This window comes from Embleya sp. NPDC127516, from assembly GCF_044765325.1.
Lineage (GTDB): Bacteria > Actinomycetota > Actinomycetes > Streptomycetales > Streptomycetaceae > Embleya.
Genome location: NZ_JBIWJT010000034.1, coordinates 33907 through 54906, shown reverse-complemented (window position 1 = coordinate 54906; position 21000 = coordinate 33907). Strand labels below are relative to the sequence as shown.

16 protein-coding genes are annotated in these 21000 nt (G+C 69.7%); 12 read left to right on the top strand and 4 right to left on the bottom strand.

What is annotated here, in order from left to right; all coding sequences use genetic code 11:
• Nucleotides 1-42: 42 nt before the first annotated feature.
• The 3 genes from ACIRL2_RS41945 (at nt 43) to ACIRL2_RS41935 (ending at nt 3525) form a co-directional block, all read left to right on the top strand.
• Nucleotides 43-1035 carry a carbohydrate ABC transporter permease gene (locus ACIRL2_RS41945; protein ID WP_402239601.1) on the top strand — a complete coding sequence of 331 codons (993 nt, stop codon included), beginning with the start codon at nt 43-45 and terminating at the stop codon, nt 1033-1035.
• The gene (locus tag ACIRL2_RS41940) at nt 1028-1867 is read left to right on the top strand and encodes a carbohydrate ABC transporter permease (RefSeq protein ID WP_395860032.1); all 840 of its coding nucleotides are present in this window, start codon (nt 1028-1030) and stop codon (nt 1865-1867) included. Before ACIRL2_RS41945 ends, ACIRL2_RS41940 begins: the two co-directional genes overlap by 8 nt.
• 272 nt (nt 1868-2139) lie before the next feature.
• Nucleotides 2140-3525 (top strand): GH1 family beta-glucosidase, encoded by a 1386-nt coding sequence (locus ACIRL2_RS41935; RefSeq protein ID WP_395860034.1) that lies wholly within the window; start codon nt 2140-2142, stop codon nt 3523-3525.
• 918 nt (nt 3526-4443) lie between these two features.
• Here ACIRL2_RS41935 and ACIRL2_RS41930 read toward each other — a convergent pair.
• A complete protein-coding gene (locus ACIRL2_RS41930; RefSeq protein WP_402239597.1) occupies nt 4444-5409 on the bottom strand; it encodes a LysR family transcriptional regulator in 966 nt (321 codons plus the stop codon).
• Between the two features lie 89 nt (nt 5410-5498).
• Here ACIRL2_RS41930 and ACIRL2_RS41925 point away from each other — a divergent pair, with 89 nt between their 5' ends.
• The 7 genes from ACIRL2_RS41925 to ACIRL2_RS41895 all read left to right on the top strand — a co-directional run bounded on the left by ACIRL2_RS41925 (nt 5499) and on the right by ACIRL2_RS41895 (nt 13862).
• Complete coding sequence (locus tag ACIRL2_RS41925) at nt 5499-6419, top strand: zinc-binding dehydrogenase (protein ID WP_402239595.1); 921 nt, start codon at nt 5499-5501, stop codon at nt 6417-6419.
• Entirely contained in the window at nt 6416-6655 is a 240-nt protein-coding gene (locus ACIRL2_RS41920) for an SDR family oxidoreductase (protein WP_395860041.1), read from the top strand. The genes ACIRL2_RS41925 and ACIRL2_RS41920 overlap by 4 nt, the downstream gene beginning before the upstream one ends.
• Before the next feature lie 120 nt (nt 6656-6775).
• The gene (locus ACIRL2_RS41915; RefSeq protein ID WP_402239593.1) at nt 6776-7417 is read left to right on the top strand and encodes a TetR/AcrR family transcriptional regulator; all 642 of its coding nucleotides are present in this window, start codon (nt 6776-6778) and stop codon (nt 7415-7417) included.
• 49 nt (nt 7418-7466) lie between these two features.
• Nucleotides 7467-9086: a RodZ domain-containing protein gene (locus ACIRL2_RS41910; protein WP_402239592.1), complete on the top strand. Its 1620-nt coding sequence runs from the start codon at nt 7467-7469 to the stop codon at nt 9084-9086.
• Nucleotides 9087-9499: 413 nt separating this feature from the next.
• A complete protein-coding gene (locus ACIRL2_RS41905; RefSeq protein WP_402239590.1) occupies nt 9500-9970 on the top strand; it encodes a hypothetical protein in 471 nt (156 codons plus the stop codon).
• Between the two features lie 140 nt (nt 9971-10110).
• Nucleotides 10111-11970, top strand: a complete 1860-nt coding sequence (locus ACIRL2_RS41900; RefSeq protein ID WP_395860049.1) for a glycoside hydrolase family 15 protein — start codon at nt 10111-10113, stop codon at nt 11968-11970.
• Between the two features lie 404 nt (nt 11971-12374).
• Nucleotides 12375-13862, top strand: coding sequence for an amino acid permease (locus ACIRL2_RS41895; RefSeq protein ID WP_402239588.1), 1488 nt, complete (start codon nt 12375-12377; stop codon nt 13860-13862).
• 156 nt (nt 13863-14018) lie between these two features.
• On the opposite strand, the gene menC is transcribed toward ACIRL2_RS41895, so the two are convergent.
• From menC to ACIRL2_RS41880, 3 genes are all read right to left on the bottom strand, one after another.
• Entirely contained in the window at nt 14019-15128 is a 1110-nt protein-coding gene (gene menC / locus ACIRL2_RS41890; protein WP_402239586.1) for an o-succinylbenzoate synthase, read from the bottom strand.
• 24 nt (nt 15129-15152) lie between these two features.
• Nucleotides 15153-15938, bottom strand: a complete 786-nt coding sequence (locus tag ACIRL2_RS41885) for a GNAT family N-acetyltransferase (RefSeq protein WP_402239584.1) — start codon at nt 15936-15938, stop codon at nt 15153-15155.
• Between the two features lie 289 nt (nt 15939-16227).
• Nucleotides 16228-17250, bottom strand: a complete 1023-nt coding sequence (locus tag ACIRL2_RS41880) for a dipeptidase (RefSeq protein ID WP_402239581.1) — start codon at nt 17248-17250, stop codon at nt 16228-16230.
• A gap of 800 nt (nt 17251-18050) precedes the next feature.
• Between ACIRL2_RS41880 and ACIRL2_RS41875 the strand changes: the two genes are divergently transcribed.
• Together ACIRL2_RS41875 and ACIRL2_RS41870 are read left to right on the top strand one after the other, a co-directional pair.
• Complete coding sequence (locus tag ACIRL2_RS41875; RefSeq protein WP_395860059.1) at nt 18051-19055, top strand: ABC transporter permease; 1005 nt, start codon at nt 18051-18053, stop codon at nt 19053-19055.
• Between the two features lie 70 nt (nt 19056-19125).
• The gene (locus ACIRL2_RS41870) at nt 19126-20901 is read left to right on the top strand and encodes an ABC transporter substrate-binding protein (RefSeq protein ID WP_402239578.1); all 1776 of its coding nucleotides are present in this window, start codon (nt 19126-19128) and stop codon (nt 20899-20901) included.
• The last annotated feature ends 99 nt before the right edge of the window (nt 20902-21000 follow it).

Below are 21000 nucleotides of genomic sequence, written 5' to 3'. Positions count from 1 at the left end.
CACGACCGCGGTCGGGCGCGGGATCACGAAAGGAAGTACTCGATGGCCGCCATCACCACGCGGCAGCCGACCGTCGCGAAGGACCCTCCACCCACCCCACGCCCCCGCAGGAGTCTGCGCCGGCCGTTTCGCGTCCGCCGCGGCGCGCTGCCCTATCTGTTGCTGGCACCCGCGATCCTGCTCGAACTGCTGATCCACATCGTCCCGATGTTCGTCGGCATCGGGATGAGCTTCCTCAAGCTCACCCAGTTCCACATCCGACACTGGAGCAGCGCACCCTTCGCCGGATTCGACAACTACCGACTGGCGATCGACATCGACGGCCCGGTGGGCAAGTCGCTGCTGCACTCGTTCTGGATCACGGTCGCCTTCACCACGCTGGTCGTGGGCATCTCGTGGCTGCTCGGCGCGATCGGCGCGATCCTGATGCAGGGCGCGTTCCGCGGACGCGCGGTGCTGCGCGCGGTGTTCCTGGTCCCGTACGCGCTGCCCGTGTACACCGGCGTGATCACCTTCGGCTTCATGTTCCAGCGCGACACCGGCCTGGTGAACCACGTCCTGGTCGACCAACTGGGTCTGGTCGACGACCGGCCGTTCTGGCTGATCGGCGGCAACAGCTTCTGGGCGCTGGTGATCACCGCCGTCTGGCGCACCTGGCCGTTCGCGTTCCTGTGCCTGATGGCCGCGTTGCAGAACATCCCCAAGGATCTGTACGAGGCCGCCTCGCTGGACGGCGCCGGCGTCTGGCAACAGATCCGCCGGGTCACGCTGCCGATGCTCGCGCCGGTCAACCGGGTCGTCGTACTGGTGTTGTTCCTGTGGACGTTCAACGACTTCAACACGCCGTACGTGCTGTTCGGCAAGTCGGCGCCGGAGGAGGCCGACCTGCTCTCGATCCACATCTACCAGAACTCGTTCGTCACCTGGAACTTCGGCACCGGTTCGGCGATGTCCGTGCTGTTGTTGCTGTTCCTGATGCTGGTCAGCCTCGCCTATCTGGCGGTCGGCCGGCTGAGAGGCAGGGCCGATGCTTGAGCCGCGGTGGTTTCGTTGGGTGCGCCGGGTCGGACTGAGCCTGCTCACCGTGTTCGCACTCGTCCCGGTGTACGTCATGGTCACCTCCGCGCTCAAGCCGCTGGAGGACGTGCAGCGCGAGTTCCGCTGGATCCCCTCGCGGGTCACCCTGCGCCCGTTCGCCGACATCTGGGACACGGTGCCGCTGGGCCGGTACTTCGTGAACAGCCTGGTCGTCTCCGGCGTCGCGACCGTCTGCTCGGTGACGATCGCGGTCTTCGCCGCGTACACGATCAGCCGGCACACCTTCCGCGGCCGGCAGGTGTTCTCGATCTCGGTGTTGTCGACTCAGATGTTCCCCGGAATCCTGTTCCTGCTCCCGCTGTTCCTGCTGTTCGTCAACATCGGCAACGCCACCGGCATCGAGCTCTACGGCAGCAGGCTCGGGCTGATCGTCACCTACCTGACCTTCTCGCTGCCGTTCGCGATCTGGATGCTGGTCGGCTACTTCGACTCCATTCCGCGCGACCTGGACGAGGCCGCGATGGTCGACGGCAACGGGCCGATCGGCGCGCTGATCCGGGTCGTCATCCCGGCCGCGTCGCCGGGAATCGTGGCGGTGGCCGTGTACGCGTTCATGACCGCGTGGGGCGAGGTGTTGTTCGCCTCGGTGATGACCGACGAGTCCACCCGCACGCTCGCGGTCGGCCTTCAGGGGTACGCGACGCAGAACAACGTCTTCTGGAACCAGGTGATGGCCGCCTCGCTCGTGGTGAGCGTGCCAGTGGTCGCCGGCTTCCTCTTCCTCCAGCGCTACCTGGTCGCCGGCCTGACCGCCGGTGCCGTCAAGTAGCCGTCCGGGTGGGCGTCGAGCAGCCGGGCGAACGGTCGGTCCCACAGCCGCCGGACAACTCCCCGCTCACGCGCACCGCGCACGTGTACACCCGCACATCCATCACCTGCACCCCCTGCATCCGCACACCCCTGCATCCGCACACCCGTACATCCGCTCACCAGCCCGATTCAGCCCCATCGCACCTCTCGCGGATTCGCGCCCGACGCACGCGTGTCGACACGACGCGCGGGCGCGATGCGAGGCATGCCCGGAACGTCCGAAGGAACCTCATGCCTGATACGACCGCCTTCCCCGAGGACTTCGTCTGGGGAGCGGCCACGTCCGCCTACCAGATCGAGGGAGCCGTCGCAGCGGACGGCCGACTGCCGTCCATCTGGGACACGTTCGCCCACACCCCCGGAACCATCGACAACGGCGACACCGGCGACCTGGCCTGCGACCACTATCACCGCTGGCCCGAAGACGTGGCGTTGATGGGCGACTTGGGCCTGAACGCCTATCGCTTCTCGATCGCCTGGCCGCGGATCGTGCCCACCGGCAGCGGTGCGGTCAATGCCAAGGGGCTCGCGTTCTACGACCGGCTCGTCGACAGGTTGCTCGACGCGGGCATTCGGCCGTTCGCCACGCTCTACCACTGGGACCTGCCACAGACCCTTCAGGACGCCGGCGGCTGGACCGTACGCGACACCGCCGAACGCTTCGCCGAGTACGCGGGCGTCGTCGCCGGTCGGCTCGGCGACCGGATCACCGACTGGATCACCCTCAACGAACCGCTGTGTTCGGCCTGGATCGGCCACCTGGAGGGCCGGATGGCACCGGGCCTGACCGACCTGACCGCCGCCGTGCGCGCGTCGTACCACCTCCTGCTCGGCCACGGCCTGGCCACCCGGGCCGTTCGGGCCGCGGCGCCGCGCACCCCCTCCGTCGGCTACGTCGTCAACCTCAGCCCGTGCGAGCCGGCCACCGACCGCGCCGAGGACATCGCGGCGGCCGCCCGCGCCGACGGACACATCAACCGCTGGTGGCTCGACCCGGTGTACGGCCGCGGCTTCCCGAGCGACATGCGCGAGGTGTACGGCGTGGAACTGCCCGAACAGGCCGGGGACGCCGAGGTGATCGCCCAGCCGATCGACTTCCTGGGCATCAACTACTACTTCCGCCAGATCGTCACCGACGATCCGACCGGCCCCGCACCGCACTTCCGCCAGGTCCCGGTACCCGGCGCACCCACCACGGGCATGGACTGGGAGGTGTATCCCGACGGCTTGGAGCAACTGCTGGTCCGCGCCGCGGCCGAATACCCCGTCGACACCCTGCACGTCACCGAATCCGGCGCGGCCTGGCCCGACGAGCGCAACGCCGCCGGCGAGGTGCACGACGAACTGCGCGCCGCCTACCTGGAAGGCCACATCGCCGCCTGTGCCCGCGCGATCGAGCGCGGCGCGCCGGTCCGGGGCTACTTCGCGTGGTCCCTGCTGGACAACTTCGAATGGGCCTACGGCTACGACAAGCGCTTCGGCCTCGTCCACGTCGACTACGCCACCCAGGAACGCACCATCAAGTCCTCGGGCCACCGCTACGCCGCCCTGATCCGAGCACACGCCGAACGCACCGGCCGAACCACGTCCGCATCCCGACTCCCGACCGCCCGGTAAGCCCGTCACCGGCCGTCGCCGGCGCCCTCGGGGCTGTCAGGATGGGCGACCAGGAGCGCATGAGGGATTGCGGAATCGACAGAGGGGGCACTCCGTGCCCCGTTTCGGGCGAGCTTCGCATGCGGGCCGGTTGGCCACAGGTCTTTTGGCCCTGCCACTGCTGTTGACGGCGTGTTCGTCGGGGGACGGCGGCATACCGGATCTCCCTCGCACCGAAGGCCCGACGTCCGCCGGGGTCTCCGCCGAAGGGAGCGCCACGAACAACGACGAGGCCCCGGCGACGACGCGCGCGCCGACGGGCGCATCCGCGCCGGTCAACGTGGTCAAGGTGGTCGGCCCCCATGGCAGTGGGCTTTCAATTACCTGGAGGGCCCGGCGAATCGGGCCGGAGCGGTCTACGACGTCGGGTCGAGCGGGAACATCCCCACGCTGTACCTGCCCCAGGGCGAACAGGTGCGGTTCGAGCTGATCTCGCTCCGAGGCGTCCGTCCGCGTCTTGGTCTCTCGGCACCGCGCAACCCATGCGGGGTCAGTCTCGCGGACCGGCACCGCGCGGTCCACGTCGGGAACTGTGACGGTTCGACCCGGGAGGTCGTGCCGCCCGACGTACCGGCGTGAGTCGGTCGCGGGGGTCGGTACGCAATCGGCCCGGGTCCGCATGCCGTTCGGGTGAGTGCCGCCCGTCGAACCGACACGGCACCGCACGCAGACACGCACTGACCAGAATTGCCTCCATGCCACCAAGCCAACCACAACCATCACCGCGGACGATCCCGGCGGGCGGATGGTGAGGACACACCCGGCCGCCACTCGGGGGTGCCGCTGGACAGCGGGGTCTGGGCGTACCTCGCCCACACACCTGGTCGGGCTGCCCGCCGCACGCGCCTCCCGGCTGCGCGGGTATCGCGACGCGTACCGCTAGGCCGTTGCCGTGGGGATCGCCTGCTCCTTGCCGACGGCCCGGTTCGCGGGCGGTTCGGGCAGCCAGTCGCGAGCCGGGTCGTACTCCAGCCACCGGCGTTGCGCCGCTTCGGTGGCGCAGACGGCGGTGAGGTCGCCCAGTCCCGGGTGTCCGTTGCCGGCGCGCCACAGCAGTGACCAGGCGTACAGCGGCGTGGGGTCCACCAGCGGGACGGAGCGCAGCCCCGGGATCTCCGGCAGCGGCGCGTCCGCGGGCAGGAGCGAGAAGCCTCGCGGGTCTTGCGCCACCTCGGCGAGGAAGTGCGCGAGGCCCAGGTTGACGCTCGTGGCCGTGTCTCGGATCTCGAATCGGTCGGCGAACCGGTGCAGGAAGTCGAGCCGGTCCAGCCGACCGGGTGCCCACAGCACGCTGTCGCTCAACCGGTCGGGCCGCAGTGCCGGTTCGGCCGCGAGCGGATGGTCCGTACTCAGTACGGCATCCACCGGCTCCAGGCGCACGAGGCGGTGGGTCAGGCCGGACGGCAGCGGGGGGTGGACCCGGCCGAAGGCCGCGTCGATGTCGCCGTGCAGCAGTGCCGCCGTCACCGACGGCAGGTCGCGACCGTGCCCCAGCGTGAGGTCCCCGGCTTGACCGGCGACATGGGCCAGCGTCCGCATCGGTGCGTAGAGGTGCCCCCAGACGTCGACACGCAGTGGACGGTGCCTGCCGACCGCCGCCGCGACCGCGGCGTCGGCGACGGTCAGGGTCTGCCGGGCCGGCGGGAGGAAACGCTGTCCGGCCTCGGTGAGGCGAACCCCGTTGCCGTCGCGCTGGAACAACTCGACGCCGAGCAGGGATTCCAGCCGCGCGATCCTCTTGGACAGCGCCTGCTGGGAAATGGCGAGCGTCCCTGCCGCCCGCCCGAAGTGCAGTTCATCGGCGGCTCGCACGAAGGCGCGTACCTGTGCCACGTCGAGATCCATGGCTCCCACCATAGGTGACAACCGAAAGTTGTCGGCTGTGCGTGGGCGCTGTTGGATCACGGGGTTGCCGTGGAGGTTGCATGCTCGCCATGCGAAGACTGATTCCCACCGGGGAGGCGGCGCGTCCCGTCGCCTTCACCGAGGCTCCCCGGCCCATCCCGGAACACGGTGAGGCGCTGGTCAAGGTCGAGGCGTTCGCTCCGAACCGAGGCGAGACGTTCCTCCTCGAACACCCCCGGCCTGGCATGCTGCCCGGCAAGGACATCGCGAGGCTCGTCGTGCAGGCGGCGGCCGACGGCTCGGGTCCCGGCATCGGCACCCGCGTGGTCGGACATCCGGCGCAGGGCGGCTGGGCCGAGTACGCCGCCGTGCCCACTCACTCGCTCGCGGTGCTCCCGGACGGGGTCGACAGCATACGGGCGGCGGCCCTGCCCCTGGCCGGGATCACCGCCTTGCGTCTGCTGCGTACGGCCGGTTCCCTGGCAGGCAGGCGAGTGCTGCTGACCGGTGCCGCAGGCGGGGTCGGCCACTACGTCACCGAACTGGCCGTCGCTGCCGGGGCCGAGCTGACAGCGGTCACGGCCACGCCGGCTCGCGGCCGGCGGCTCGCCGAGCTGGGCGCGCAGGTGGTGCACGACGTCGCGGCGGCTCGAGGGCCGTTCGACGTCGTGCTGGAGTCCGCGGGCGGGCCCGATCTGCCGGCCGCCCTCGCCAAGGTGCGTCCCGGCGGGCTGCTCGTCTGGTTCGGCCAGGCCAGCCGCACCCCGGTGACCCTCGACTTCTTCCAACTGCTGAGCGGGCCCGAGCGTGTCACGATCCGGCACTTCCACTACGCCGGTGCCCCCTACGGCTCCGACCTCGCAGCCCTGGTACGCCTCGTGGAGCAGGAGCGGCTGCACCCGGAGATCGGCCGGATCGCCGCCTGGTCGCAAACCGCCGACACGCTGGTGGACTTGCGGGAGCGCCGGATACGGGGCAAGGCCGTGCTGACAACGGGAGCAACCCGATGAGCTTCGCCGAGTTCGCCACCCCCGACTGCACACGCGCCGGCCGCACGGGCGTCGGCGTCGCGCGCATCGGGCCGGCGGAGGCGAAGGCGCTGACCGGCCGGATCGCGGCAGGCCGCGTCGGACGCCCGGAGGAGATCGCGGCGGCCGTGGCATTCCTCGCCTCGTCCGACGCGTCCTACGTCAACGGCCAGGACCTCGTCATCGACGGCGGCCTGCTCGGTGCGGTATCCGCCTGACGCCCGGCCCCGCACACCCGAAGCCGGAATCACGGACTTCCGCGCGCATCCACTCGCTTCCTTGTCTTGCCCGCTCAGGGCGAAGGGAGCCACCTTGACTGATCAAGGTAGGGTGAGTGCGTGCCCACCCGCGTACGACGCAACCCCAAAGACGCCAGGCGCATGATCCTCGAGGCGGCGAGCAAGTTGCTCGCCGCCGGTGGTCCGGCCGCCGTACAGGTGCGCGCCGTCGCCGCCGAGATCGGGATCACCGACGCGGCGGTCAACCACCACTTCGGCACGCGTGACCGGCTGTTGGAGTCGCTGCTGCGATTCGGCGGGACGAAGCTCAAGGCCGAACTGCACGCGGTGCTGAGTATGTGGACCGACGGCCCGGTCGACCCCGCCGAGTTGGTGCGGGCGTTGTCCGCGCTCTATGCCGACGGCTATGCCGAACTGGCGCTGGCCCTGCATCAGTCCGGTTGGCGCGACACCGGCGGCGGCCTGCTCGACGAGGTGGTGGACCGACTGCACGCTCAGGCGCGGCAACAGTGTGCCGCCGAAGGGCGAACTCCCCCGCCCCGCGAGGCGATCCAACTGACGATGGCCGGATTGCACCAAGCCGTTGCGATGGATCCCCTATTCGGCGATGACTTCCGCAGGAGCGTCGGACTCGACACCACAGCGCGAGATCGCATGCTCGATTGGTGGATCGAGATCCTGCGCACGACCATTGCCGGGCACGGCCCCCGGGTGGCGGCGGTTCCGGCGCGGCGCGCTTGAGACGTATGGCACCGTGTGGTCGGCGGCGACAGACGAAGGACGGGGTGCGGTGGACGAGTTGGGGCCGACTGATCCGCGGCGCATCGGTGACTTCGAGATCCTCGGCCGACTGGGTTCGGGTGGCATGGGAAGCGTGTACGTCGGGCGCTCGCGCGGCGGGCGCCTCGTCGCGGTCAAGGTGATCCGCTCCGGCCTCGATTCCGAACCGCACTACCGAGCGCGCTTCCGGCAGGAGGTCCAGGCACTGCGCGGTGTCGCCTCACTGTTCACGGCGGCCGTTGTCGACGCCGACCCGGACGGTGAACCACCCTGGCTGGCAACCGAGTTCATCCCGGCCCCGACCCTCGACGAAGCGATACGCGCGTTCGGTCCGCTGCCCGCGTCCACCCTGCATGTGATGGCGTGTGGACTCGCGGAGGCCCTGAACGCGATCCACTCCGGTGGCACGGCGCACCGCGACATCAAGCCCGCCAACATCCTCCTGGCCGCCGACGGGCCCAGAATCATCGACTTCGGAATCGCGGTGGGCGCCGACGACCCCGCCTCCCCCGCCGACCGCCTCGCGGCGCGGCTCACCGCGACCGGGGCGATCATCGGGACACCGGGCTACCTGTCCCCCGAGCAGGCACACGGCATGCGGGCGGGCACCGCGTCCGATCTGTTCGCGCTCGGCTGCGTCCTGGTGTTCGCGGGGACGGGCAGGCCTCCGTACGCGTCGGCGTCGCTCGCCGAACTCCTGCGGCAGGTCGTGCAGGACGAGCCGTACCTGGGCGACCTGCCGGAGCCCCTGCGCGGCCCGGCGGCTGGTTGCCTGGCCAAGGAGCCGGAGGAACGCCTTTCCGCACGGGCCCTGTTGGAGCAGTTGGTCGCCATCGCACCGCCGCACTTCGGGCCGGACTGGCTACCGCCCACGCTGCAAGCCCTGGTGGCCGACCGAGCAGCGGCGCACCGGCAACCGGCCGCGTCCTCTGCGCCCGCGAACGCGCAGGCCGCCACGGAAGTGACCCCTGCCCTCCGATACGCACCGACTCAACCGCAGCAACCACGACAACCCCCGGAACCACCGACGCCGTTCGACCCCGTCGTGCCGCAACAGCCGGCCACACCGCCTGCCGCCCCGTCGACGGCTCCGCGCGGCCGCTTCGCCGGAAAGCGGATGCCCGCCGTCGTGTTGTCCGTCGTCGCGGCGGTCGCGGCGGCGATCACCGTGCCCCTCCTGCTGATCGACGACTCCAATGGCGGTGCGAGCGACGGTAGTCGGTCCACCGGCAACACGGGGACGACGTCGAGTTCGTCCGTGTCCACACCGAACGCCGCAAGCACCCCGAAACCCCCTGGTACGCAACCTCCGTCCGCCGCGCCGGAGCCGAACTCGGCGACACCGAGCGGCTCCACCTCGGGGTATCCCGCCGGTGTCGTCGTCAGGGTGAAGGCGTCGAGCAAGAGCCCCTGGATCACCGCGAAGGCATCCGACGGAACGTTGATCTTCGAGGGACGCGTGGACGAGGGCGCCACGCGGCAGTTCACCGATCCCTCGAGGATCGACCTGTTGATCGGTAACGCCGGCGCGGTGCGGCTCGACGTCAACGGCGTCGACCTGGGCAGCCCAGGCGCGCTGGGCGAGGTCATGCGCTTCACCTTCAAGCCCGGCAACCCACGACCCTCGTAACGCCGGGCGCCGCGTCCCCGCGTCTCGCCGACCGGCCCATCGTCCGCTCGACCGCCCGCGCGCACGGCCCAGTCGCACGCGGCTTGCGGCTCGCTCCTGCGCAGGGCGCGGGCCTTCGCCCCGACCTGCCGACCGTGTGCGGCTCCGATGGGGTCGCTGGTACGGATGTCCCTGCCTGCCTGACCGCCGATGAACGGATTGTCGACGGCTCAGAGCACGGCCGGCGAGTATTCCGCACGGACGAACGCGTTTCGGAAGCCCACCGTGTCGCCCACCCGGCGTTGACGTGGTGCACGGAACATCCCCGACGGATCCCTTGACCTGGTCAAGTTGACCGATCCTCGTCGGCCTCCAACCCTTGCCCGCCATCTCGACACGTGTCGCGTCCCGGGAGACGGGAGACGGGAGTGGCCATGACGTTGGACATCGGCACCATCGCGGAAGCCGGGCTGTTCGGGAATGGATCCTGGCCGCCCGGTGGCAACGGTCGGTTCGACGACGTCTCGCCCGGGGACGGATCGGTGCTCGCGACGATCGCGGATGGCGGCGTCGTGGATGTGCTCGGCGCCGTCCAAGCCGCCCGAACCGCCTTCGACTCCGGGCCCTGGCCGCGAATGTCCCCCGCCGTGAGCGCGCCCGTGCTCGGAGCAACCAAGCCGCACCACATCGACGACGCGATCGCCGCACTGGACATCACCCTCGACGAGGAACAGACGGCCCCGCTCGAGACGCCGTACCGCCCGCACCCGGTCATCGGACACAACCGAGCATCGCGCCGATCACCCGGACGAAAGGGAGTCGGCGCCACCGTCGATCCACCCGCGGACCCCGCGGCCGGCCTGCACGAGTCCGCCGTGGCGTGCCTTCCCCGCGGCGTGCCGTGACGCCACTCGGCCGCATCCCGCGAGCCGCCCGCCACCGCGACACCACCGGGATCGCGACTCGGTCCCGGCAGGCGACGCCGCGGGGTCTGCCCGATAGTGGTTCCAGATGACCGATAAGCCGCATAAAGGATACCGAACGCATGGAGCGCTACCCTCCCATCGCGGAACACGGACTCATCGGCGACCTCCAGACCGCCGCCCTGGTCTCCTCGGAAGGCGTCGTCAACTGGTTCGCCGCTCCCCGCTTCGACTCGCCGAGCGTCTTCGCCGCCCTGCTCGACCACGAGCGGGGCGGCTACTTCCGCCTCGGGGTCGACGGCGGGCACATCGCTCGCAAACAGCTCTATTACCCGGACAGCGCGGTCCTGGTCACCCGTTTCATGTCGCCCGACGGCGTCGGCGAGGTCGTCGATCTGATGCCGCCGCTCACCGGCCGCGCGCCGAGCGACCGGCACACACTGGTCCGCATCGTGCGCACCGTGCGCGGGACGGTCCGCTTCGACCTGGAGTGCCGGCCCCGCTTCGACTACGGGAGGGCCGCGCACCGGCTCGACGTACGGCCCGACGCCGCCGCCTTCCGAGCCCCCGGCGCCACCGCATACCTCCAGAGCACCTTCCCGCTGGAACGCGACGGCGACGACCTGTACGGCAGCGTCACCCTGAACGACGGCGAGAGCGCGGTCGCCGTGTTCACCTTCTGCGGCCCCGACGGCGCGGCACCACCCCCGCCCGACGCCGACGCCGTCATCGAACAACTGTGGGACACCACCGACTTCTGGCAGCGATGGGTGCGCGGGTCGAACTACCGCGGCCGCTGGCCCGGCATGGTCAACCGCTCCGCGATCACCCTCAAACTGCTCACCTACCGGCCCACCGGCGCCCCGGTCGCGGCGGCCACCATGGGTCTGCCCGAGCAGGTGGGCGGCGAGCGGAACTGGGACTACCGCTACACCTGGATCCGCGACGGCTCGCTGTCCATCCGGGCGCTGCTGGACCTCGGCTTCGTCGAGGAGGCCACCGACTTCGTGCACTGGCTCGGCGCACGCCTGGGCGACTCGGTCGGCAGGGACGCCGAACCACTGCAGATCATGTACCGCATCGACGGCGAACGCCTGACCACCGAGGAGATCCTCGGCCACCTGGAGGGCTACCGCGGCTCCGCGCCGGTCCGGCTCGGCAACGCCGCCGCCGATCAACTCCAACTCGACATCTATGGCGAGGCGCTGTACGGCGTCTCCGAAGGCCGCGAGATCGCCCCACAGGCGGGCTACGTCGGCTGGAAGACCCTCTCCCGCGCGCTGGACTGGCTGGCCGACTGGTGGGACCGGCCGGACGAGGGCATCTGGGAGACCCGCGGCGGCCGCAAGGACTTCACCTACAGCCGGGTCATGTGCTGGGTCGCCTTCGACCGCGGCCTGCGCCTGGCCGACGCGTTCCGCCGGCCCGCGAATACCGAAGTGTGGACCAAGGCCCGCGACGCCATCTTCGAACAGGTCATGGAGCGCGGCTGGAGCGACACCGCCGGCGCGTTCGTCCAGCACTACGGCAGCGGCGACGTGCTGGACGCCTCCCTGCTGCTGATGCCGCGCGTCGGCTTCCTCGCGCCGCGCGACCCCGCGTGGCTGTCCACCCTCGACGCGATGGAGGGCACGCTGGTCTCCGACAGCCTGGTCTACCGATACGACCCGACCGCGTCCCCGGACGGCCTGCGCGGCTCCGAGGGCACGTTCAGCCTCTGCACCTTCCTGTACGTCGACGCACTGGCCCGCGCGGGCCGCCTGCGCAACGCCCGCTACACGTTCGAGAAGATGTTTACCTATGCCAACCCGGTGGGCCTGTTCGCCGAGGAGGTCGGCCCCAGCGGCGAACAACTGGGCAACTTCCCCCAGGCGTTCACCCACCTCTCGCTCATCACCGCCGCCTGCACCCTCGACGACGCGCTCGACCGCGAGCGCCTGGCCGGCGGGTCGGTGGAGCCGCGCGGGCCGCTGGGCCGCTGAACGGCCGAACCGCCGAACCGGGGGCGCGCCACTCGCGCGGAGCGCACAGGCGCGACGCCGCGCGCCGTCGCCCGCTCTCACCCTTCGCGCCGCTCGCCCGTCCGGCCCGGCGCCGCCCCTCGGACGGCAGGACGGGGCTCGGTGGTGGAGCCCGGGCCGCGACGCCGATCGTTCCCACGCCCGTCGGGGTCCGACGTCCTGCGACGACACAATCACCCATCGATCCCCCTATGTGGCATAAGTCATATTCATAGATCAATGCATTGCTCATCTATTCAAACCAGACATACCTTCCTCCGGGTCCGTGACAGGCCTCACACGTTCCCCACGGTCCCGGTACACCGGGTCCGCACCCCGTTTCGCATTGGTGAACGTCGCACGCCCGCACCACGAGGAGCTATTGCATGTCGTCCCACGTCCCCGGCCGGAAGACCGCGCCGCCCGACCCGATCGAGGCGGCGCCTTCCGGCGAGCAGGGCCTCAGCGGCGGTCTGAAGAACCGCCACCTGTCGATGATCGCGATCGGCGGGGTCATCGGCGCCGGCCTGTTCGTGGGCTCCGGCTCGGGCGTCAACAAGGTCGGCCCGGGCATCCTGATCTCCTACGCCCTCACCGGTCTGATGATCGTCTTCGTCATGCGCATGCTCGGCGAGATGTCGGCGGCCAACCCCACGAGCGGATCCTTCTCCTCGTACGCCGACCGCGCCTTCGGCCGCTGGGCGGGCTTCACGGTCGGCTGGCTGTACTGGTTCTTCTGGGTCGTCGTGCTCGCGGTGGAGGCCACCGCCGGCGGCGCGATCCTGCACGGCTGGGTGACCGCCGTACCGCAGTGGGCCTTCACCCTCGCGGTGATGGTGCTGCTGACCGCGACCAACCTGATCTCGGTGGGCTCGTACGGCGAGTTCGAGTTCTGGTTCGCGGGCATCAAGGTCGTCGCGATCGCGGCGTTCCTGGTGATCGGCGGCCTCGCGGTCTTCGGCGTGCTCCCCGACACCGACCCGGTCGGCCTGACCAACCTCACCGGGCACGGCGGCTTCCTGCCGAACGGCTGGGGCCAGATCCTCTCCGGCATGCTGCTCGTCGCCTTCTCCTTCATGGGCAGCGAGATCGTCACCCTCGCCGCGGGCGAGTCCAAGGACCCCCGCCGAGCGGTCACCCGCGCCACCAACAGCGTGATCTGGCGGATCGCGCTGTTCTACCTGGGCTCCATCCTGATCGTGGTCACGCTGATGCCCTGGGACTCCAGCGCCGTCGGAGACAGCTCGTACGTGGCGGTGCTCGACCACCTCGACATCCCGGCCGCCGGCCAGATCATGAACGTCATCGTGCTCACCGCGGTGCTCTCGTGCTTCAACTCCGGCCTGTACAGCGCGTCGCGGATGGCCTTCTCGCTGGCCAAGCGGGGCGACGGACCGCAGGCCTTCGGCGCGGTCAGCCGCAGCGGCGTCCCCCGCAACGCCGTTCTGGCCTCGGTGGTCTTCGGCTTCGTCGCGGTGTTCTTCAACTACACCTCGCCGGAGACAGTCTTCGACTTCCTGCTGAACTCCTCCGGCGCCATCGCCCTGTTCATCTGGCTGTCGATCTGCCTCACCCAGTTGCGCATGCGCCGCATCCTGGAGCGCGAGGCGCCCGAAAAGCTGACCGTGAAGATGTGGCTCTTCCCGTACCTGACCTACGGCACCACGGCGTTCCTGCTCTTCGTGATCGGCTACATGCTGTACGACGACGTCGGTCGCAAGCAGATGCTGCTCTCGCTCCTGGCCGCCGCCGTCGTCCTGATCATGGCGTTCGTCCACCAGAGGCGCACCCGTCGAGCCCCGGACGACACCGCCGCCACCCCCGTCGCCCCCGGCATCCCGGTGCCGGTCGGCGGAGCGACGAACAACCCCTGACGCCGACCCCCGACCGCGACGAGACGCGCGGGACGCCGGCCCCGCGGCTCCGCGAGGCACAGCGGCACGGGCCCTGTCCGAATACCCGGGCAGGGCCCTCGGCGCGCTCGGCGCCCAACCCCGGAACCCGGATTTCCCGGGCGGTCGTCCCGGTTGTCACATCGATATCCATTCGCTGGACGTGGTTACCTCGTCGAGGACGTCGGAGCGGGGCTCGACACCGAGGCCGGGGCCGGTGGGGACCTCGAGGTGTCCGTCGGACAGGACGAACGGCTTCGTGACGTCGGTGGCGAAGTACCGGCTGGAGCCGGAAGTGTCACCCGGGAGGGTGAAGCCGGGCAGCGCGGCCAGAGCCACGTTGGCGGCGCGGCCGATGCCGGTCTCCAGCATCCCGCCGCACCAGACGGGGATGCCATGGGCGCGGGCGAGGTCGTGGATGCGACGGGCTTCGAGATATCCGCCGACCCGGCCCGGCTTGATGTTGATCACGGAGCAGGCGCCGAGGGAGATGGCCGCCGCCGCGTGGGCGGCGGACTTGATGGATTCGTCCAGGCAGATCGGGGTGCGCAGCCGCTTGGCCAGTGCGGCGTGCTGGACCATGTCGTCGTTGGCCAGGGGCTGTTCGATCAGTTGCAGCCCGAAGTCGTCGAGCCCGGCGAGATGTTGGGCATCCGACAGCGTGTAGGCGGCGTTGGCGTCGACCTGCAGGAGCAGATCGTCACCGAAGCGTTCGCGCACGGCACGCACGGGGCCCAGATCCCAGCCGGGCTCGATCTTCAGCTTGATCCGGACGTAGCCCTCGGCGATGTACCTCTCCACGGCGTCCAGGAGTTCGGGCACGGAGTCCATGATCCCGACCGAGACACCGCACGGGACCCGGTCCCGAGCGGCACCCAGGTAGGAGCCGAAGGACTGGTCGGCATCGCGGAGTTGGGCGTCCAGCACCGCTGTCTGCAGCGCGGACTTCGCCATCCGGTGGCCGGTGAAGGGCTCCAGGACTCGTCCCACCTCGTGCACGTCCAAGCCGTCCTTCGGCAAGGCGGGGATGAGGAACCTGCGCAGGACGTGCCGGGCGCTGTCGACGTACTCGGAGGAATAGCGCGGCTCGGACATGGCCCCGCACTCGGCCCAACCCTCGTGGTCGGTGGTGACCACGCGGACCAGCAGCACATCGCGGGTGGTCTCCACACCGAAGGAGGTACGGAAGGGGGCAACGAGCGGCATCGCGATCCGGCGCAGCTCGACGCCGGAAATCTTCGTCTTCATGACTGGTGGCTCCTCTGCGGGTGGTCACATGTGGGTTGTGCCGCGTTTGCGGGTCGTGGGTCGTTGGACCACGTAGCAGCGGCGTTCGTGGAAGCCGACGACACGGGCGCCTTCGGCGAGCAGGCCGCCCAGGGTTTCTCGTACGGCCAGTCGCCAGGCACGGGCAGCGCCGGGATCCGTGCGGCGCAGGGCTTCGATGTCGTCGGGGAGGTCGATGAGTACGGTCTCGGCGTCGGTCGCGGCGGTCTCCGGGCGGCCTTCGCGGTTGCGGACGCGGTGGGCGGCGCCGGCGGGCGGTTCGATCATCCGGGGCGGGGAGGGCGCGGTGAGATCCCAGGCGACCAGGACCCGGTCGGACTCGTCGCCGCCGTTGATGGTGTCGTGCATCGTGCCGTAGAAGGACGTCAGGTACTCTTCCGGCCGGGCGCCCAGTTTGGTCAGGTTGAAGTAGGCGTTGCGGCGGATGAGCGGGTCGTAGGTCCAGGTGATGCGCCTGAGTCGATGGGCAAGCGCCCACTGCCGCTGGTGCATCTTGAGGGCAAGGCCCACGCCGCGCCCGACCACGGCGCCGGTGATGTGCGAGTGCAGGCTGGTGCCTATGGGTTCGCCGAAGAAGGCGACCGACGCCCCCACCAGACGGCCGTCCTCGTATGCTCCGGCCACGTAGTTGCCGGCGTGGGAGAGCGCCCGCATGACCTCGGCGGAGATGGGTGAGGCGCCGGGTCGGGACCCCCAGATGTCGGCATAGAGGAGGCTGACGGCATCGAGGTCCTCCATCATGTGCAGTTCTCGGATTGTGGATCCGTTCATCGCGGTGCTCCGACTGGGTGGGCCAGGGGCCGGGCGCGGGCCGGCATGGTGGCGGTGATGACAGGGTTCGTGGTCGGTGTGCGTGGCATCGCCGGCCGCGCCGAGGCCGGCGAGCGTGGAACACCCCACCCCGGCGGGGTGGTTGCCGTCGGGGGTTGCCCGGACAGCCGTCCGCCGCGGCGGACCGGGGCCGGCCGTGCGGCCGAGTGGTATTCCGGACCCGACGCGGGCAGCGCTGCTCCCCGGGGGGTGACCGGGCACGCCGGGCGCGGTGGGAACCGATCGGGCGTCAGCCCATGTGCTCGCTCATCAGCCGCCGCACGTTCCCGCCCAGGACCTTCAGGATGTGCTCCTCGGGCATGCCTCGGCGCACCATCGCCGCGGTGACCAGGGGCATGTCGGCCGGGCCCTCCAGGTCGGGGAAGTCGAAGAGGGGGTCCTCGTCGTCGGCGTCCTCGCAGCAGGGCGGGGTGAGGTCCGCGATCACCTCGCGGAGGAAGTCCGCTCCGAGGCCGACGTGATCGATGCCGGCCACGGAGACGACGTGGTCGATGTGGTCGACGACCCGGTCGACGCTCACCTTCGCCGCGTCGTCGGTGAGGAAGCCCGGGACGAAGTTCACACACACCACTCCCCCGGTGCCGGCCACTCCACGGATCTGGTCGTCGGTGAGGTTGCGGTGGTGATCCCGCAGGGCGCGGGCGCAGGAATGGGTGGCGATCACCGGGCGGGTGGCCAACTCCAGGACATGGCCCACGCCACTGGATCCCAGATGGGAGATGTCGAACAGCATGCCCAGACGTTCCATTTCCCGCAGCGCCCGGACGCCGGAGGAAGTCAGCCGACTGCCGGTGGCCTCCTCCCGGCTGCCGTCGGCGAGCGGGGTGCGCCCCCAGTGGGCGATCGAAGCGATACGCACACCGAGCCGGAAGAGGGTGGAGAACAGTTCGACGGAGGCGTCGACGCCCGGTGCGCTCTCCAGGGCGAGAACGAGCGCGATCTTGTGGTCGGCGAGAGCCCTGTCGATGTCCGCGCCGCTCACGCACAGGGCAACGTGTTCGGCGTTGGCCTCGGCGAGGACACGACCGCACTCGATCATGCGCAGCGTTTGCCGCAATGCCCCCTCCGGTTGGAACTGTTCGTCGATGAACACCGGCAGGACCTGGATGTCGATCCCGCCCTCGCGCAACTGCGGCAGCCATCGGTCCCGGAAGAACCCGCCCCAGTGCTGCGGGGGGCGGGCGGCAACGGCCATGAGGAGGTCGTTGTGGGCATCGGCGACGACCGCGCGGTGGTGCAGGTCCAAGGACACGGCGGGTCCTTTCGCGTGGGAGGGAGCACGTGGCCGGAAGTGGAGCCGCGTGCGGAGGGATTCGGGTGTACTCGTGCCGACGTGCGCTTCCCATGAGGTGCCCGTGGCGCATGACGGCGGCGGCATCGCACGCCTCCCACACGACGTGGGGATGTGCGACGGGATCAGCGTGATCAGGAGTTTCGGTGCGCGGGTGATGGCGATGCGCCGACGCCGGCCGCCGCAGAGTTCGCCGAGGGAGCCGGCGCCGTGCCCGCACTCGGCGCCCGCGTGAAGCGGTCCCACCGTGGTCGACAGATCTCCAACGCCATGGTGTTCCGCAGGAAGTGGATACCGACCTGCCGACGAAGGAGCCGTCGATGGCGGTGAGGTCCAGAATTCCGGCCGAGCGGAGTCCGCGACTTTAGCCAGTCGTACAAAGCATCAGAGAAATCTCTGGTCGGATACCGCATGAACCCGGCCACTCCAGGGGCCACGCTGTCCGCATGCACAATCCAGCAAGGATGCGGCGGGCACCCCCGGCGGCCGTACCCAACGCAGCGGCGGTGGGCCGGCACTCCGGTCTCGTGGCCGAGCTCTTGTGAGCGGTGTGGTGGTCCGGCGCCCACCACACGTCCATCCGGGCCCGATCTCGCGGTCCGGCTGGATCAGAACTCCAACTCCTCGGCCTGTCGGCGCGGCGCCGATGCGTTGAGGACTTCCACAGCAGGGGCGTCCGCCCTTGTCGCCGACGAAGTGATGACGCCGCCACAGCGACACATACGTTCCGGCCGGCGCCGGTTGAGAGGGGTCCCTGTCAGATGACGGCACCATTGCACGAGCCGATCGCGGAAGCGGCCCCGAGCGCGGCCGGGGAAGCGACGACGGTCGGCGACACCAAGCCTGTACAAGGCCGTTCGCTGGGGCGGATCGCCTGGGAACGGCTCAAGCGCGACCGGTTGGCTCTGACGGGCGGCGCCGTCATCCTCGCGCTCGTCGTGATCGCGCTGTTCGCGCCCGTGATCTCGGACCTCGTCGGGCAGGATCCGAACGCCTACCACGAGGAGGAGATCGACGCGCTGTTCGGCACCCCCAAGGGGGCGCTGGGCGGCATCAGCGGCGAGCACCTGTTGGGTGTCGAGCCGGTCAACGGCCGGGACATCTTCGCCCGGATCCTCCATGGTGCCCGGATCTCGCTGCTCGTCGGCTTCCTGTCGGCCCTGGTGGCGGTCGTGCTGGGGACGATCCTCGGCATTCTGGCGGGCTTCTTCGGCGGTTGGGTGGACGCCGCCATCAGCCGCGTCATGGACGGTCTGCTCGCCTTTCCGCAATTGCTGTTCATCATCGCGCTGGTCTCGGTCATGCCGAGTGACATGCTGGGCATGACCGGTTCCAGCGTCCGCGTCTTCGTGATGATCCTGGTCATCGGCTTCTTCGGCTGGCCCTACATCGGGCGCGTGGTGCGCGGCCAGACGCTTTCGCTGCGCGAACGTGAATACGTCGAAGCCGCCCGCTCGTTGGGCGCCGGGCGCTTCTACATCCTGTACAAGGAACTGCTGCCCAACCTCGTCGCCCCGATCGTCGTGTACACGACGATGATGATTCCCACGAACATCCTGACCGAGGCCGCGCTCAGCTTCCTGGGCGTGGGCGTCAAGCCGCCCACCGCCTCGTGGGGACAGATGCTCTCGAACGCGATCGACTACTACGACTCGGATCCGATGTACATGATCGTTCCGGGCGTGGCCATCTTCATCACCGTCCTTGCCTTCAACCTCTTCGGCGACGGCGTGCGCGACGCGCTCGACCCCAAGGGCTCCCGCTGAACCGCCCAATCCGAGGCGACCCGCGGCACTTCACACGGGGTTTCTCATCAAATCCGGAGGATCCGAGATCGTGACTACCCAACGCACCTCAGGGCGGCGCAAGCAGGCACTGGCCGCTGCGGCCGTGGTCGCAGGACTGCTGACCACCGCGGCGTGCGGCGGCGGCAGCGGCGACAAAACGAGCGCGGCCGGCTACGACGCCGCCAACAACAAGGTCCTGAACGCCGGTTCCACCAAGGGCGGCACCCTGAAGTTCGCCGCCGCCCAGGACGGCGACTCGTGGGACACCACGCGCAGCTACTACGGCTTCGCCTGGAACTTCATGCGGTACTACAGCCGCCAGTTGGTCACTTACAAGACCGAGCCGGGCAAGGCGGGCGCGGCGCTGCAACCCGACCTCGCCACCGACATGGGCAAGGTCTCCGCCGACGGCAGGACCTACACGTTCGGCCTGCGCGACGGGATCACCTGGGAGGACGGCAAACCGATCACCTCCCAGGACGTCAAGTACGGCATCGAGCGCCAGTGGGCGCAGGACGTGCTGTCGGGCGGCCCGGTCTACCTCAAGGACATCCTCGATCCCGACGGCGAGTACCACGGCCCCTACCAGGACGAGTCCGCCGACAAGCTGGGCCTGAAGGCGATCGAGACACCCGACGACAAGACGATCGTCTTCCGTCTGCCGCAGGCCAACAGCGACTTCCCCCAGATGCTCGCGATGCCGTCGGCCTCCCCGGTACGCCGGGACAAGGACACCAGGTCCAAGTACGGCCTGAGTCCGTTCTCCAGCGGTCCCTACCGGTTCGACTCGTACGATCCGGGCAAGGGCCTGGAACTGGTCCGCAACACGCAGTGGAAGCAAGCCTCGGACCCGGTCCGCAAGGCCTATCCGGACACCATCAGCGTCAAGTTCTTCTCCAACGCGAATGACCTGGACCAGCGACTGATCGCCGGCGACTACGACTTGGACCTCAACCAGTCCGGCCTGTCGCCGCAGGGCCGCCAGACCGCGCTGAAGCAGCACAAGGGCAACCTGGACAATCCGATCTCCGGCTACGTCCGCTACGCGGCCTTCCCGAAGAACGTGAAGCCCTTCGACAACGAACACTGCCGCAAGGCGGTCATCCACGGCGCCGACCACCTGTCCCTGCAGACCGCGCGCGGTGGCCCCGTCGCGGGCGGGGACATCGGAACCAACATGCTGCCGGCGTCGGTTCCGGGTACCGAGGGCCAGACGTACGACCCGTTCGGGACAGCCGGCGCCGACAAGAGCGGAAACATCGCCAAGGCCAAGGAGGAACTGGCCGCCTGCGGCAAGCCGAACGGCTTCGGCACCACCATCGCCGTCCGCAACAACAGACCGGTCGAGGTGGCCACCGCCCAGTCCCTGCAGGCGTCGTTGAAGAGGATCGGCATCGACGCGCAGATCGACCAGTACGACGGCTCGCAGACCTCCGGCATCGTCGGCAGCCCCACCAACGTGGAGAAGAACGGCTACGGGATCATCATCGACGGCTGGGCCGCGGACTTCCCGTCCGTCCAGGGCTTCGGTCGGCCGCTGTGGGACAGCAAGTACATCCTGCAGAGCGGCAACGTCAACTACGCCCTGATCGAGGACAAGGCGATCGACGACCTCTTCGACGCCTATGCCAATGAGCCCGACGAGGCCGCCAAGGTCCGGATCGCCAAAGAGATCAACCACAAGGTCATGGAGGGCGCGTACTACCTGCCCTTCACCCACGAGAAGTATCTGAACTGGCGCTCCGGCCGGCTCACCAACGTCTACATGACCGACGCGTACAACGGCTACGACTTCGTCAGCCTCGGCCTGAAGCCCTCGAAGTGAACTCCGGTACACCCGCCGAACGGCACGAAAGGCAGGTGAAGGCCGGCGCGGCGTGACCGCGGGCCGCCGGAAGCCCCGGCGGCCCGCGATCCGCGGCAG

Excerpts from the sequence above, each read along its gene's own strand:
- ACIRL2_RS41930 (WP_402239597.1), bottom strand. The coding sequence starts at position 5,409 with ATGGATCTCGACGTGGCACAGGTACGCGCCTTCGTGCGAGCCGCCGAT.
- ACIRL2_RS41900 (WP_395860049.1), top strand. The coding sequence starts at position 10,111 with ATGGAGCGCTACCCTCCCATCGCGGAACACGGACTCATCGGCGACCTC.
- ACIRL2_RS41940 (WP_395860032.1), top strand. The coding sequence starts at position 1,028 with ATGCTTGAGCCGCGGTGGTTTCGTTGGGTGCGCCGGGTCGGACTGAGC.
- ACIRL2_RS41925 (WP_402239595.1), top strand. The coding sequence starts at position 5,499 with ATGCGAAGACTGATTCCCACCGGGGAGGCGGCGCGTCCCGTCGCCTTC.
- ACIRL2_RS41905 (WP_402239590.1), top strand. The coding sequence starts at position 9,500 with ATGACGTTGGACATCGGCACCATCGCGGAAGCCGGGCTGTTCGGGAAT.
- menC (WP_402239586.1), bottom strand. The coding sequence starts at position 15,128 with ATGAAGACGAAGATTTCCGGCGTCGAGCTGCGCCGGATCGCGATGCCG.
- ACIRL2_RS41935 (WP_395860034.1), top strand. The coding sequence starts at position 2,140 with ATGCCTGATACGACCGCCTTCCCCGAGGACTTCGTCTGGGGAGCGGCC.
- ACIRL2_RS41885 (WP_402239584.1), bottom strand. The coding sequence starts at position 15,938 with ATGAACGGATCCACAATCCGAGAACTGCACATGATGGAGGACCTCGAT.
- ACIRL2_RS41875 (WP_395860059.1), top strand. The coding sequence starts at position 18,051 with ATGACGGCACCATTGCACGAGCCGATCGCGGAAGCGGCCCCGAGCGCG.
- ACIRL2_RS41945 (WP_402239601.1), top strand. The coding sequence starts at position 43 with ATGGCCGCCATCACCACGCGGCAGCCGACCGTCGCGAAGGACCCTCCA.
- ACIRL2_RS41895 (WP_402239588.1), top strand. The coding sequence starts at position 12,375 with ATGTCGTCCCACGTCCCCGGCCGGAAGACCGCGCCGCCCGACCCGATC.
- ACIRL2_RS41920 (WP_395860041.1), top strand. The coding sequence starts at position 6,416 with ATGAGCTTCGCCGAGTTCGCCACCCCCGACTGCACACGCGCCGGCCGC.